This window comes from Arthrobacter sp. FW306-1B-G06A (genome assembly GCF_058781765.1).
This window is the reverse complement of the sequence record NZ_JBYSXB010000006.1, coordinates 82,096-94,572: the sequence shown is the minus strand read 5'-3', so window position 1 is coordinate 94,572 and position 12,477 is coordinate 82,096. Positions and strand designations below refer to the sequence as shown.

The window sequence follows — 12,477 nt, the reverse complement described above, 5'->3', positions numbered from 1 at the left end:
CCTGTAAGGGTGAGCACAAATCCTTCACGCATCTTTGTTGCGCGCTTGCTCGGCCTCGACGTTTTCGACCCCCTCGGCGATCGCCTGGGCCGGCTGCGCGACGTCGTGGTGCTCTCGCGCGGCTTGCGCGGGGCCCCGCACGCAGTGGGTATCGTCGTCGAAGTTCCGGGCAAGAAGCGCGTCTTCGTTCCCATGACCAGGCTGACGTCCATGGACCAGAGCCAGATCATCTGTACCGGACTGGTCAACCTGCGGCGCTTCCAGCAACGCGGTGCCGAGCAACTGGTGGTCGGCGAGCTCTTTGACCGCAAGGTGACCCTCAAGGACGGCAGCGGCGACGCCATCATCGAAGACATCGCCATGGACCAGCAGCGCAACGGTGACTGGCTCGTCTCCAAGCTTTTCATTCGACGCGGCACGTCTACCTCCAGGCTCCGGGGGTTGCGCCGCGGCCATACCCTCCTGGTGGACTGGGCGGACACGCTGCAGGGCTCCGAGAACGATCCCCAAGGTGCAAGCCACTTCGTCGCCACGCACGAGGACCTCAAGCCGGCCGACTTCGCCGACGCACTCCAGGAGATGTCGGACAAACGACGGATCGAAGTGGCCAGCGAGCTGCAGGACGAACGCCTCGCCGATGTGCTCCAGGAGTTGCCGGAAGAAGACCAGGTCACGCTGTTGTCCGCTTTGGACAACGAACGCGCAGCCGACGTCCTGGAAGAAATGGACCCGGACGACGCCGCAGACCTGTTGGCTGACCTGCCTTCCGCGAAGGCCGAGGAACTACTGCTCCTGATGGAGCCCGACGAGGCTGACGATGTCCGCAGGCTCCTGCAGTATGACGAGGACACCGCCGGCGGCCTCATGACCCCGGTTCCCGTCATCCTTCCACCGGAAGCCACGGTGGCCGAGGCACTTGCCCATGTGCGCAGCGAGGAGCTCTCCCCCGCCCTGGCCTCGGCCATCTTCATTTGCCGCCCGCCGTTGGAGACACCGACGGGACGATTCCTCGGCGTCGTGCATATCCAGCAATTGCTCCGCAGCGCCCCGCCCGAACAGCTGGGCAGCATCGTGGACAAGAACCTGGAGCCGGTTTCCGATCACGCCAGCGTCAGCGAGGTCAGCCACACCATGGCCTCCTACAACCTCAACTCCCTCCCGGTCGTGAATAGCGCCGGCCGCCTCGTAGGGGCGGTGACTGTTGATGACCTCCTAGACCATTTGCTCCCGGACGACTGGCGAACCCACGAAGACGGAGCCCCGATCAGGAAACTAGGAGGCCGAATTGGCTGAGAAGCCCACCAGCGGAGGATTGGACACCCCGCTCGAGCTGCGTTCCCGCATGCTGCCGAATTTCGGCAGCGATCCCGATGCCTTCGGCCGGTTTGCCGAACGCTTCGCCCGTTACATGGGTACGGCGAATTTCCTGTTCTACATGACGATCTTCGTGATCGTCTGGATCGCGTTCAACGTTATTGGCTTGTTCGGCTTCCAGTGGGATCCCTACCCGTTCATCCTCCTCAATCTCTTCTTCTCCACACAGGCCTCCTACGCCGCGCCCCTGATCCTGTTGGCCCAGAACCGCCAGGACGACAGAGACCGCGTGACAATCGAGCAGGACCGGGCCCGTGACGAGCGCAATCTGGCTGACACCGAATACTTGACCCGTGAGGTCGCGGCTCTCCGCATCGCCCTGCGCGAGGTCGCTACCAGGGATTACGTGCGCGCCGAACTCCGCTCGCTGCTGTCGGATCTGCTCGAAGCGCAGGAAGAGTTGGGGCCGAACAATTCCGGCGGCTCCAACAACGGCGAGAAAGCCAAGGACAAAATCAAGGACAAGCGCAACAAACAGCGCAATCCTCCCACCCAGCAGATCCCCAAGATCCATCCGGCGCATTCCAGCGCCAGCCAATCCGAACCCGACCTCTCGGCCGTCGGCACGTCGCCAACGCGGAACCCGGGTCCCCCCGCCCAGCCCGAAAGCTGAACACCCACCCCATGAGCACACCATCCGTCGAGGCCCTCAACGCTGCCTTGGCAACCGTCATCGATCCCGAACTCCGCCGGCCCATCACGGAATTGGGGATGCTGGATTCGGTAGAGGCCAGTCCGGACGGAACCGTCCGGGTTGCGGTGCTGCTGACCATCGCCGGCTGCCCGCTGCGGGAAACCATAACGGCCGACGCCACCGCGGCCCTGACGCGGGTTCCCGGCGTGACCGCCGTCGATGTCGAGCTCAAGGTCATGACACAAGCGCAACGCGATGCCCTCAAGGAACAGTTGCGAGGCGCAGGCGGGCAACGCGGAATACCTTTCAACGAGCCGGGCTCCCTGACGAAGGTCTTCGCCGTGGCCAGCGGCAAGGGCGGTGTAGGCAAGTCCTCCGTGACGGTCAACCTTGCGTGCGCCCTTGCAGCGCAGGGGCTGCGCGTGGGAATCGTCGACGCCGATGTCCACGGCTTCTCCGTTCCGGCGCTCATGGGAATCACGCAGCAGCCCACCCGGGTGGACGACATGATCCTCCCGCCCGTGGCCTTCGGCGTGAAGGTGATCTCCATTGGCATGTTCGTTTCCGGGAACAAAGCGGTGGCCTGGCGGGGGCCCATGCTGCACCGCGCCCTGGAGCAATTCCTCACGGATGTCTATTTCGGCGATCTGGATGCCTTGTTCCTGGACCTTCCACCGGGCACGGGCGACATCGCGATCTCGGTGGCACAGTTGCTTCCCAACGCCGAAATCCTCGTGGTGACCACCCCGCAGGCCGCGGCAGCCGACGTTGCCGAGCGGGCCGGAACCATCGCAACGCAGACGGGCCAGAAGCTTGCCGGCGTCGTGGAGAACATGTCCTTCCTGGAGATGCCCGACGGCGGCAGGATGGAATTGTTCGGAAGCGGCGGCGGGCGGGTGCTGGCTGAGCGGCTGAGCGCCGCCGTCGGGTCCGACGTTCCGCTTTTGGGACAGATCCCCTTGGACATCCGTCTGCGCGAAGGCGGCGACGCTGGCCGCCCCGTGGTGTTGACGGCTCCGGAGACGGCTGCTGCACAGGCACTTCAGGCCATCGCGGGAAAGCTCAATGCCAAGCCCCGCGGCCTGGCCGGAATGTCCCTCGGGATCCAGCCGAAATAGCCTTCTTAGGTGGCTTCAGCGTCGAAGGGCGCTTTTTCACCGACGGAAAGCCGTTCGACAACCCGTTCGGGAGCTTTCGTCGGAGTGTCCACGGCTGCCACAGCGACAGGCGCACCGTCGCTGACGGGCTTCGTGTCGTCGTCGAGCAGCGCTTCCTTGATGATCCGGCGCGGATCGTACTGGCGCGGGTCATACTTCTTCCAGTCGACTTCATCTATGTCGATGCCGACTTCTTCCTTGATCTGCTCACGCGCGCCGGACGCCATGCGCCGCAGCTCCTTGACCAGATTCGTCAGCTTCCGCGTGTATTCAGGCAAACGGCTGGGGCCGATCACGATGACGCCGATGATCAGCAGGATGAGAAACTCCGAGCCATTGATTCCAAACACGTATCGAAGATTACCCTGTCCGTTGGTCCGCTCAGAAACCTGCGAGGCCCGCCAGGGTATGGAGTCCCCGTTGCAGCCGATCGTTCCAGGTCTCTGTGCTGTTTTCGGCGGGCCGGGAAACCACCAGCGAGTCGCCCGCTTTCACGAGCTCCGGAACGGCTCCGGCGGCCTGGCTGGCAGGCATGTCGGAGGAATAACGCAGCACTGCCACCGGCGAGGAGTAGACGGCCTGCCACGGGGCCCCCTGGGTAATGGACAATTGGGTCCCCGAAGCGCCGCTGCCCTCCAAGTGCTGCTCCACCAGCGTGGCGTGGTGGTCACCGTCACTGAGGTGCAGCTCAACGGCGGGGTGCCCGTCCTGCATCAGGGCCCGGGCGGAAACCACGTGGTAACCCATGCTTGCCATTTCGGGACATGCCCAGCCGTCCCTCCGCAGTTCGGACAATTGCTGCTCGCTCAGGTTCACCGTCCCGGCAACGCCGACGGGCAGGCTCAACTGCGAACCCGTCACGGGGAGTTGCTCTGCGGCGTTTCCGGGCACGGTGGAACTGACCAGGGTCCGGACTTCCTGCTCGCCACGGTCGGACGCCTGGGGCGCAACTTCGCCGCCAAGCGCGTAGGCCGCAACCGCCAGGATTCCTGCGCTGACGGCGAGCCCGCCGGCCGCGGCGCTGGCGAGCCGGATCCCGTGCCATACGCTTCGCTGGGGCGCCGGGCGCTCGTCGACATCGGATTGCGCCAACCGCTGGGTGTGCTCGATCAGCCTGTTGGTGAAGTCCTGGCTCGCCTCGGGAACGGCGGCACGGCGAAGCCGTTCGAGGTACTGGCGTTCCCGCAGGACAGCGGCGTGGCATTCAGAGCATTGCTGCAGGTGGCCGGGGGCTCGGCTGTGCCGGATTTTTCCCCGAGTCAAACCACCGCGTCGTCCTTTCAGCAGACCCATCGGCGACTAAAGGAGGCCGGCGATGCGCGGCATCTTAAGGCGCGGCTTGCGGGCCTGGACCGGACGCGGATCCCGGTGCGCCAGTTTTTCGCGGAGCATTGTCCGGCCGCGGTGGATGCGGGACCTGACGGTTCCCAGCTTCACGCCGAGCGCCTCGGCAACTTCGTCGTAGGAGAGGCCTTCAAGATCGCAAAGCACGACGGCGGCGCGAAAGTCCGGGGGCAGTTCTTCCAGGGCGCGCTGGACGTCGAGATCGAGGTTGTTCAACTCGAAGCTCTGCTCGGGACCGGGTTCATGTCCAGGCAGCCGGGATTCGGCGTCTTCGGCCAGGGCATCGAATCGAATACGGCTTTTCCGACGGGCCTGGTCGAGGAAGAGGTTGGTGGTGATCCGGTGCAGCCAGCCGTCGAGTGTGCCTGGCTTGAAGTTTTCGAGCGAACGGAAGACCCTGACGAAGACTTCCTGGGTGAGGTCCTCGGCGTCGAACTTGTTTCCGGTGAGCCGGTAGGCAAGGCGGAAGACCTTGGCGGAGTGGTTCTCCACCACTTCTTCCCAGCTTGGCCTGACCCATTCTTCGGCTGGCGGGGCCGTGTCGGTGGAACCCAGGACTGCTGCCGTTGCCTGGACTGGCGCAGCACTTGATGCCCGCATCGTCCGCTCCCCTCAAACTGTTTGTCATCCTGCCGGTCACTCAGGAGTTCGTTGCCGGCCCTCACTTGGATGGCTGGATATACATCATCCCAGTGTTGCCTGAGATTTTGCTGATCGCAGGCAGGCTTTTCCCGCAGAGCGAACATCATCCGGAGGAAGCCGGAGAGACACAGAATTGCGGGCCGCAGGCATCCGGGCTGGGCGGCCCGTAGCCAGTAGTCTGGAAGGAATACCCCTCTGCCTGGAAAGCGAACCCCCATGAGTGCCGACAAGTCAACCAGCTGGTCCTACGCAGAAGATCTGCCTGCCGAGGACGACGTGTTGCTTCGCGCCCGTGAACGCTCCTTCGAGCTGGGCGTTACTCCCGTCAGCCCCGGCGTTGGCGCCGTCCTGACAGTCCTGGCCGCAGCGTCGAAGGCACAGACGGTTGTGGAGGTCGGCTCCGGGGCAGGGGTCTCCGGCGTGTGCCTGCTGCGCGGCCTCAGCCCGCAGGCCGTCCTGACCACTATCGACGTCGACGTCGAGCACCTCAAGGCCGCCCGCGAGGCCTTCCTGGAATCCGGCAGTCCGGCGAACCGCACCCGGACGATCTCCGGCCGTGCGGCCGACGTTTTGCCGCGCCTCACCGACTCCGCATACGACCTCGTGTTCATCGACGCCGACAAACCGAACTTTCCCGGTTACGTTCAGCAAGCCATCCGATTGCTCAAGTCGGGCGGAACATTGGTCATCAATGACGCGCTGGACAAGGACAAAGTTTCCAACCCGGCCGCCAGGGACAGCACCACCGTGGTGTTGCGCCAGATCGGCAAGGCCATCCGCGACGACGAACGGCTCTCGTCAGCGATGCTTCCCACGGGAGACGGATTGCTGGTAGCGGTCAAGAAGTAGCTGGCCCTCGTTCGCCTTCAGGCTTAAACATGAAAGCAGGGCGCCGGCTCTTCTGCCGGGGCCCTGCCCAGTGAATCTATTCGGTAACGCCTACGAGGCATTCCTTGAGGTTCGCCGCCTCTGCTGCGTTGAGCTCGACCACCAGCCGTCCTCCGCCTTCGAGCGGCACACGCATGATCAGGCTGCGGCCCTCTTTGGTTACTTCCATAGGGCCGTCGCCAGTACGTGGTTTCATAGCCGCCATTAGGAAAATCCCCTCCAGTTGTCCCAAATCCCGCCAACCCGGCCGGGTTGGCTCCGCGTGGAATATACGGCGTCGACAGTCATGGCAGTTCAGTCGTCGTCGCCGGGCACCCGAGGGTGCCTTTGTCCTTGCTTGTGTCCATTATCTCGTAATTACCCGCCCGTAGCTAATTGATGGACTTTTCCCGCCGGGCCGTGATCGCGCTTGAACTGGCGAAACGACGGGGAGGCATCACGGAGGATAGTCGCCGCCGCCCGGCAACTGCGCCCACGCCCACAGCCAGACGATCCATACGATCTGGAGGAGGAAGAACATGACCACCACGGTGCCGCGGTAAGCCTTCGAGCGGGACAACCAGGCCGTGCTGAGCGCCAAGGGGAACAAGGGCAAGAGCATCCGGAACGTGCTCGTCTGGGGGTGCAGGAAGACCAGAAGATACCCCACGTAGCACGTGCACCAAAGCCTCAGTTCGGTGCCGAGGGCCCGGACAGGTTTGCTCAACATCAGCAGGGCAAAGAGCGCGACGAAGACGAACGGCGCGAGAATGCCGAGTACCGGCCCGAAGAGCATTTGGCCGGTCTCGAACCATGGCTTGAACGGAACAAGGTCGTCCCCTCGCCAAACAGTTTCGGTCTTGGTGTAGGCCAGCGGGTCCCCCGTGACCGCCCAGGCGATGGCCGGCCACGCGAGGGCCCCCGCCGCGCTGACCCCCACTAGCGCGGCCAGCGATCCAAGCTCCCGGAGCGTCGGGATCGACCCGGCGGCGGGCACGTCGGCGGGCACGTCGCCTGGCACTGACGGGCGGCGCCCGAACCTCTTCCACAAGTGGTGGACCAGGAGTAGGCCCACCATGGCCGCGAAGGGCACTCCAGTGGGCCGCGACAGGCACATGAGCAAGACCACGGGCATCGCCGAAAGGTACTTGCGACGCACCAGCAGCAGGAGCGAACCCGCCAGGAGCAGGGTATTGAGGGATTCCGCGTAGGGGACCTGCAGGATGGCCGAGACGGGGAACATCGAGAAGAAGGTCAGTGCCCACAGCGCCGTGGTCTGCCCGGCGAATTCCCGGAACAGTTTGTAGGCCACCAGGGCCGCCCCAAGCCCGGCCACCATCGCGACGACCGTCAGGGCGGGCAGCGTCGCCAGTCCGGTGAGTGCACCGAGCGCCCTGGCAAGGTACGGAAAGAGTGGATAGAACGCCCAGGAATTTTCCGCGACGCCGCCGTTCGCATTGACCGGCAAAACAGAGGGGTACCCGTTGTTCGCCGCTTCGGCGTACCAGCGCCCATCCCAGATGGTGATGAAGTTCCAGTAGTCAGGTGCCGGCGGAAACCACGGATTGACGCCTTGCTGCAACGCTGCGGCCATGAAGATGCAAGCGCTGACAAGCCTCGAGGCCATGTAGACGAGGGAGACCTGGACCCACCACGGCCAGCCCGCGGCGTGGGCTCCGGCGCGGCGCAATCTTCGGACCAGGAATCCCGTCGGGGACCGCGATTCGAGTGACGGGGTCACTCTTTTGGGTCTTCCTGGTTCCCGGCTGCCTCCAGGGCCAGTTTCAGCCGTTCGATTTCCCTCTCCTGCGAGGTCAGCTGATCCCGGAGCTCATCGAGGACCTCATCCACCTGGTCCATCCGGTAGCCCCGCAGCCCAAGGGCGAAGCGCACGCGGTCGACGTCGGATGCCTTGGCTCCTGCCGGCAACAGGACCGGCGGCAGGTTCGGGACGGGTTCATCCAAACCGGCGCCGGAGTCGCGGGAGGATCTCGCCATTCCGGCGCCGAGGAACAACACGGCACCGATAATGACAATCGCGAGAAAGACCAGAAAAAAGCTCACAGCAACCATCGTGCCAGACTCAGCTGAGAGTGCAGTGACGGCAAGGCTACTCCGGGCGCTGGTCCCCGTTGGTCGAGGGTGGCCGCGGGATTCCGTGCAGGACGCGGTGAACGGCGTCCGCAGGATCGTCCACAAGCTGGATGAGGTCCAGGTCCTTCGCGGAGACCATGCCTTCGGCCACCAGGGTCCCCTTGATCCATTCGATCATCGGGCTCCAGAAGTCGACCCCCAGAAGGACGATGGGGAACGATGTCACCTTGCGGGTCTGCACCAGGACCATGGCTTCGAACAGTTCGTCCAGGGTTCCCAGGCCGCCCGGCAGGACAATGAACCCTTGCGCGTACTTGACGAACATGGTCTTGCGGGCAAAGAAGTACCTGAAGTTGATGCCAAGGTCCACCCAGCGGTTGAGGCCTTGTTCGAAGGGCAGCTCGATTCCCAGTCCCACGGAAACGCCGTTGCCTTCAACGGCGCCCCGGTTGGCGGCTTCCATGGATCCCGGGCCACCACCGGTGATGACGGCGACGCCGGCTTCCGCGAGGTGGCGGCCCACCTGCACGCCCATATCGTAATAGCCGGTGCCCGGCTTGGTGCGGGCGGAACCAAAGACACTGACGGCGGGGCCGAGCTCGGCGAGCGCACCGAATCCTTCAACGAATTCACTCTGGATCCGCAGGACCCGCCACGGGTCGGTGTGAATGAAGTGGTCGGCTCCCCGGGTGTCCAGGAGTCGCTGGTCCGACATGGGCATGGCGGCCTGTTTGCGCCGAAGCTCCAAGGGTCCTTTGTGCTTGGCTGGCGGCTCTGCGGCTACGGCCGGAGCTGACGCTGCCGATCCGTTGCTCATCGCCTTGCCATTGGCGTCTGGACTAGGAACTTGGGGCTGGCTGGTACTCATTGACCTAGGCTAGCGCGGATGGCGGCTGCAGCCGTTCCGGCGTGGCCTGTTGTTTGCGGTATTGGGTTTCCTACCCATCATTTGCTGTCAGATAGCTGCAAAGCAGGTATCTGTTGAATCACGATCCACGGAAGTTAGTGTGAGCTGGCTCAACTTGAATCATTTCTTCGCTAGATTCGTCACATGACTATTCAAGCCGCCAGCGATGCCCTCGTCTCCCTGAATGGCGTCAATAAGCACTTTGGTCAACTACATGTCCTGAAGGACATCAACCTCCAAGTGAAAAAGGGTGAGGTTGTGGTTGTCATCGGGCCTTCGGGCTCGGGCAAGTCCACGCTGTGCCGGGCCATCAACCGCTTGGAGACCATCGATACGGGCGAGATTTCGATCGATGGCAAGAAGCTGCCTGAGGAAGGCAAGGAACTTGCCCTTCTCAGGGCCGACGTCGGCATGGTCTTCCAATCGTTCAACCTGTTCGCCCACAAGACGATTCTCGAAAACGTCACGCTGGGACCGATCAAGGTGAAGAAACAGGACAAAGCAACCGCGGACAAGGACGCCATGGCGTTGTTGGAGCGGGTCGGCGTCGGGCAACAGGCACCCAAGATGCCTGCACAGCTCTCCGGTGGCCAACAGCAGCGTGTGGCAATTGCCCGGGCTCTCGCGATGAAGCCGAAGGTCATGCTTTTCGACGAGCCGACCTCGGCACTTGATCCGGAAATGATCAACGAGGTCCTGGATGTCATGGTCCAGTTGGCCAAGGAAGGCATGACCATGATCGTGGTCACCCACGAGATGGGCTTTGCGCGCAAAGCTGCCGACCGCGTTGTCTTCATGGCCGACGGCCAGATTGTTGAAGACGCCAAGCCGGAGGAATTCTTCACCAACCCCCAAAGCAACCGTGCCAAGGATTTCCTCTCCAAACTCCTGACTCACTGACACTCACCGCACCCAGGCCGCGGGGGTGGCCGCACAATGAAAGGAATATCATGAAGTCTTTTATCACCCGGAGGAAATCCCTCCTGGTCGCTGCAAGCGCGGCGCTCGCCCTTTCGCTGAGCGCATGCGGTGGCGGCGGCGGTTCCACCACCGCGCCAAGCAGCGAGTCCGCACCGTTCACGGTGGCCCAGAACGTGTCCATCACGGGCAGCCCCACGTTCGACAAGATCAAGTCGAACGGAAAGATCACGATCGGCGTCAAGCAGGATCAGCCTGGCCTGGGCTTCAAGGATGCCGCGACCGGCGAGTACAGCGGTTTTGACATCCAGGTTGCCCAGTGGATCGCCGCATCCCTCGGTTTCTCCAAGGACAAGATCGAGTACAAGCCCATTCCTTCGGCCAACCGCGAGTCCGCCATTACCAACGGCGACATTGACTACTACGTCGGGACCTACTCCATCACGGACAAGCGCAAGCAGTTGGTCGACTTCGCCGGACCCTACTTCGTGACGGGTCAAGGCCTGCTGGTCAAGAAGAGCAACACGACCATCAACAGCGAGAAGGACCTGAGCGGGAAGAACGTCTGTTCGGCCACGGGTTCAACCCCCATCCAGAACATCAAGGCAAACTTCCCCGGCACCAAGACCACTGAGTTCGACACGTATTCACAGTGTGTCGAGGCGCTCAAGAGCGGCCAGGTCGATGCTGTGACTACCGACCAGGCAATCCTGATCGGTTACGCCTCCCAGGACACCGACAACCTCAAGGTGGTAGGCCAGCCGTTCACCACTGAGAAGTACGGTGTTGGCTTGAAGAAGGGCGATACAGCCTTCCGCAAGTTCGTGAACAAGATGTTCACTGACGGCGGCTCTGTGTGGCAGAAGATCTACGACTCCACACTGGGCCAGTCCGGCACCAAGGTCACCCAACCCGCAGTGGACAACTACTAAACCCATGTTGAGGGGGGGGCCCTTGGCCGCCCCCTCGAATATCGGCTGAAAGCGACCATTCTGTGAATACGCTGCTGAATAATTCGGACCTGTTCATCACAGGGTTCCGGAACACCCTTGTACTTTTCGTCGTTGCCGGGATCTTCGCCCTGATCCTGGGCACCATCGTGGCGACCTTGAGGGTATCCCCCATCCCTGCGATGCGCGCCGCAGCCACTTTGTACATCAACGTTGTGCGCAACACCCCATTGACGTTGGTCCTGTTCTTTTTTGCCTTGGGCTATCCGAAGCTCGGTCTCGTGGAAATTGATTTCATGACCGCAGCAACCGTCGGCCTCAGCCTGTACACCGCTACTTATGTGGCGGAAGCCGTGCGCTCCGGCATCAACACCGTGCCTGTCGGCCAGGCCGAGGCTGCCCGTGCCATCGGCCTTCCGTTCACCCAAACCCTGACCCTGGTGATCCTCCCCCAGGCATTCCGTGCCGTCATCCCGCCCATGTTCAGCGTGTTCATCGCATTGCTCAAGAACACAACGGTGGCAGCCGGCTTCTCGGTCGCCGAAGCGGGAGCCATCAGATCGAATCTTTCCGAGCGCGGCGAGCCTGCCATGGCCGGGCTGCTCTGGGTCGCACTGATCTTCGTTCTGCTCGTTTTCATCCTTTCCTTCGTCCAGCGGAAGCTTGAAAAGAAATGGAAGGTGGCCCGATGAGCTCGGTCCTTTTTGACGCTCCGGGCCCGAAGGCCCGCGCACGCTACCGGATTCTCGGCGTCGTGACCGCCCTGGTCATTCTCGCCATCGTCGGATTCATCGTCCTTCGTTTCGCCCAAAGCGGCCAGTTCGACGAGAAGAAGTGGCATTTGTTCACCTTCCCGCTGGTCCAGCAGACCATCATCCAATCAGTGGGCGCCACGCTTTCAGCGTTTGCCACGGCAGCCGTGCTCAGCTTGGTGCTGGGTGTCTTCCTGGCCTTCGGGAGGCTCTCCGACCGCAAGTGGATCAGCTTGCCTTGCTATGGGTTCACGGAGCTCTTCCGTGCCATTCCGTTGCTGATCCTCATGATGATCTTCTACTACGGGCTCCCTCCGCTCGGCGTCCAGGGGATCACGCCTTTCACGGCAGTCGTTGCGGGCCTGGTGCTCTACAACGGATCGGTGCTCGCGGAAGTCTTCCGGGCCGGCATCGAATCGCTCCCCCGTGGCCAGAGCGAGGCCGGCTATGCCATCGGCTTGCCGAAGAGCGCGGTCATGACAAACATCCTGCTGCCGCAGGCGGTCCGCTCGATGCTCCCGGTGATCATTTCCCAACTCGTGGTCATCCTCAAGGACACCGCGCTGGGCTTCATTGTGACCTACAACGAGATCCTCTTCCAGGCCAAGTACTTCGGAAGCCAGGCCCAGTACGGTTCGCCCATCATTCCTTCCGCGATCATTGCCGGTGTCCTGTACGTCGGGATGTGCCTGATCCTGGCCGGAATCGCCAAGTGGCTTGAAGGCCGGATGCGCCGCAACGTCAAAGTGGTGAAGGTGGCCAAGTCGGAGATTGTGGCAATCGAGGGCTAGTCGCAAGAACGTCGCAGACGTGGGTGTGGGGGGGGGGGGGGGGGGGG

15 protein-coding genes are annotated in these 12,477 nt (G+C 62.9%); 8 read left to right on the top strand and 7 right to left on the bottom strand.

Going from position 1 to position 12,477, the window contains the following annotated elements; genetic code table 11:
* The first annotated feature begins 9 nt into the window (after nucleotides 1-9).
* From AC3WJM_RS04895 to AC3WJM_RS04885, 3 genes are read left to right on the top strand one after another with little or no spacing between them, the layout of a single operon-like run.
* Nucleotides 10-1,293, top strand: coding sequence for a magnesium transporter MgtE N-terminal domain-containing protein (locus AC3WJM_RS04895; RefSeq protein WP_236812034.1), 1,284 nt, complete (start codon nucleotides 10-12; stop codon nucleotides 1,291-1,293).
* Nucleotides 1,294-1,342: 49 nt separating this feature from the next.
* Complete coding sequence (locus tag AC3WJM_RS04890; RefSeq protein WP_307055270.1) at nucleotides 1,343-1,987, top strand: DUF1003 domain-containing protein; 645 nt, start codon at nucleotides 1,343-1,345, stop codon at nucleotides 1,985-1,987.
* Between the two features lie 11 nt (nucleotides 1,988-1,998).
* A complete protein-coding gene (locus AC3WJM_RS04885) occupies nucleotides 1,999-3,126 on the top strand; it encodes an Mrp/NBP35 family ATP-binding protein (protein WP_492259777.1) in 1,128 nt (375 codons plus the stop codon).
* A gap of 5 nt (nucleotides 3,127-3,131) precedes the next feature.
* On the opposite strand, the gene AC3WJM_RS04880 is transcribed toward AC3WJM_RS04885, so the two are convergent.
* The 3 genes from AC3WJM_RS04880 to sigE are packed head-to-tail and all read right to left on the bottom strand — an operon-like array spanning nucleotide 3,132 to nucleotide 5,109.
* A complete protein-coding gene (locus AC3WJM_RS04880; RefSeq protein ID WP_059387493.1) occupies nucleotides 3,132-3,515 on the bottom strand; it encodes a twin-arginine translocase TatA/TatE family subunit in 384 nt (127 codons plus the stop codon).
* A gap of 31 nt (nucleotides 3,516-3,546) precedes the next feature.
* Complete coding sequence (locus AC3WJM_RS04875; RefSeq protein WP_492271288.1) at nucleotides 3,547-4,428, bottom strand: hypothetical protein; 882 nt, start codon at nucleotides 4,426-4,428, stop codon at nucleotides 3,547-3,549.
* A gap of 36 nt (nucleotides 4,429-4,464) precedes the next feature.
* Nucleotides 4,465-5,109 carry an RNA polymerase sigma factor SigE gene (sigE, locus tag AC3WJM_RS04870; protein ID WP_059387491.1) on the bottom strand — a complete coding sequence of 215 codons (645 nt, stop codon included), beginning with the start codon at nucleotides 5,107-5,109 and terminating at the stop codon, nucleotides 4,465-4,467.
* A gap of 258 nt (nucleotides 5,110-5,367) precedes the next feature.
* On the opposite strand from sigE, the gene AC3WJM_RS04865 reads away from it, so the two are divergent.
* A complete protein-coding gene (locus tag AC3WJM_RS04865) occupies nucleotides 5,368-6,000 on the top strand; it encodes an O-methyltransferase (protein ID WP_059387489.1) in 633 nt (210 codons plus the stop codon).
* A 76-nt stretch (nucleotides 6,001-6,076) separates the two neighbouring features.
* Here AC3WJM_RS04865 and AC3WJM_RS04860 read toward each other — a convergent pair whose 3' ends face one another.
* The 4 genes from AC3WJM_RS04860 to AC3WJM_RS04845 all read right to left on the bottom strand — a co-directional run bounded on the left by AC3WJM_RS04860 (nucleotide 6,077) and on the right by AC3WJM_RS04845 (nucleotide 8,929).
* Nucleotides 6,077-6,244, bottom strand: coding sequence for a DUF3117 domain-containing protein (locus tag AC3WJM_RS04860; protein WP_009357720.1), 168 nt, complete (start codon nucleotides 6,242-6,244; stop codon nucleotides 6,077-6,079).
* Nucleotides 6,245-6,475: 231 nt separating this feature from the next.
* On the bottom strand, nucleotides 6,476-7,645 hold the full coding sequence (locus AC3WJM_RS04855; protein ID WP_492271310.1) for a hypothetical protein: 1,170 nt from the start codon (nucleotides 7,643-7,645) through the stop codon (nucleotides 6,476-6,478).
* A gap of 110 nt (nucleotides 7,646-7,755) precedes the next feature.
* A complete protein-coding gene (locus AC3WJM_RS04850; RefSeq protein ID WP_059387488.1) occupies nucleotides 7,756-8,091 on the bottom strand; it encodes a DivIVA domain-containing protein in 336 nt (111 codons plus the stop codon).
* Nucleotides 8,092-8,128: 37 nt separating this feature from the next.
* The gene (locus AC3WJM_RS04845) at nucleotides 8,129-8,929 is read right to left on the bottom strand and encodes an LOG family protein (protein ID WP_059387487.1); all 801 of its coding nucleotides are present in this window, start codon (nucleotides 8,927-8,929) and stop codon (nucleotides 8,129-8,131) included.
* A 234-nt stretch (nucleotides 8,930-9,163) separates the two neighbouring features.
* On the opposite strand from AC3WJM_RS04845, the gene AC3WJM_RS04840 reads away from it, so the two are divergent.
* The 4 genes from AC3WJM_RS04840 (at nucleotide 9,164) to AC3WJM_RS04825 (ending at nucleotide 12,430) form a co-directional block, all read left to right on the top strand.
* Entirely contained in the window at nucleotides 9,164-9,919 is a 756-nt protein-coding gene (locus AC3WJM_RS04840; protein ID WP_059387486.1) for an amino acid ABC transporter ATP-binding protein, read from the top strand.
* Nucleotides 9,920-9,969: 50 nt separating this feature from the next.
* On the top strand, nucleotides 9,970-10,869 hold the full coding sequence (locus AC3WJM_RS04835; protein ID WP_059387485.1) for a glutamate ABC transporter substrate-binding protein: 900 nt from the start codon (nucleotides 9,970-9,972) through the stop codon (nucleotides 10,867-10,869).
* 62 nt (nucleotides 10,870-10,931) lie between these two features.
* Nucleotides 10,932-11,579: an amino acid ABC transporter permease gene (locus AC3WJM_RS04830; protein ID WP_059387484.1), complete on the top strand. Its 648-nt coding sequence runs from the start codon at nucleotides 10,932-10,934 to the stop codon at nucleotides 11,577-11,579.
* Nucleotides 11,576-12,430 (top strand): amino acid ABC transporter permease, encoded by an 855-nt coding sequence (locus tag AC3WJM_RS04825; protein ID WP_059387483.1) that lies wholly within the window; start codon nucleotides 11,576-11,578, stop codon nucleotides 12,428-12,430. Before AC3WJM_RS04830 ends, AC3WJM_RS04825 begins: the two co-directional genes overlap by 4 nt.
* The last annotated feature ends 47 nt before the right edge of the window (nucleotides 12,431-12,477 follow it).

Excerpts from the sequence above, each read along its gene's own strand:
- AC3WJM_RS04890 (WP_307055270.1), top strand. The coding sequence starts at position 1,343 with ATGCTGCCGAATTTCGGCAGCGATCCCGATGCCTTCGGCCGGTTTGCC.
- AC3WJM_RS04885 (WP_492259777.1), top strand. The coding sequence starts at position 1,999 with ATGAGCACACCATCCGTCGAGGCCCTCAACGCTGCCTTGGCAACCGTC.
- sigE (WP_059387491.1), bottom strand. The coding sequence starts at position 5,109 with ATGCGGGCATCAAGTGCTGCGCCAGTCCAGGCAACGGCAGCAGTCCTG.
- AC3WJM_RS04865 (WP_059387489.1), top strand. The coding sequence starts at position 5,368 with ATGAGTGCCGACAAGTCAACCAGCTGGTCCTACGCAGAAGATCTGCCT.
- AC3WJM_RS04860 (WP_009357720.1), bottom strand. The coding sequence starts at position 6,244 with ATGGCGGCTATGAAACCACGTACTGGCGACGGCCCTATGGAAGTAACC.
- AC3WJM_RS04855 (WP_492271310.1), bottom strand. The coding sequence starts at position 7,645 with ATGGCCTCGAGGCTTGTCAGCGCTTGCATCTTCATGGCCGCAGCGTTG.
- AC3WJM_RS04850 (WP_059387488.1), bottom strand. The coding sequence starts at position 8,091 with ATGGTTGCTGTGAGCTTTTTTCTGGTCTTTCTCGCGATTGTCATTATC.
- AC3WJM_RS04845 (WP_059387487.1), bottom strand. The coding sequence starts at position 8,929 with ATGAGCAACGGATCGGCAGCGTCAGCTCCGGCCGTAGCCGCAGAGCCG.
- AC3WJM_RS04840 (WP_059387486.1), top strand. The coding sequence starts at position 9,164 with ATGACTATTCAAGCCGCCAGCGATGCCCTCGTCTCCCTGAATGGCGTC.
- AC3WJM_RS04835 (WP_059387485.1), top strand. The coding sequence starts at position 9,970 with ATGAAGTCTTTTATCACCCGGAGGAAATCCCTCCTGGTCGCTGCAAGC.
- AC3WJM_RS04825 (WP_059387483.1), top strand. The coding sequence starts at position 11,576 with ATGAGCTCGGTCCTTTTTGACGCTCCGGGCCCGAAGGCCCGCGCACGC.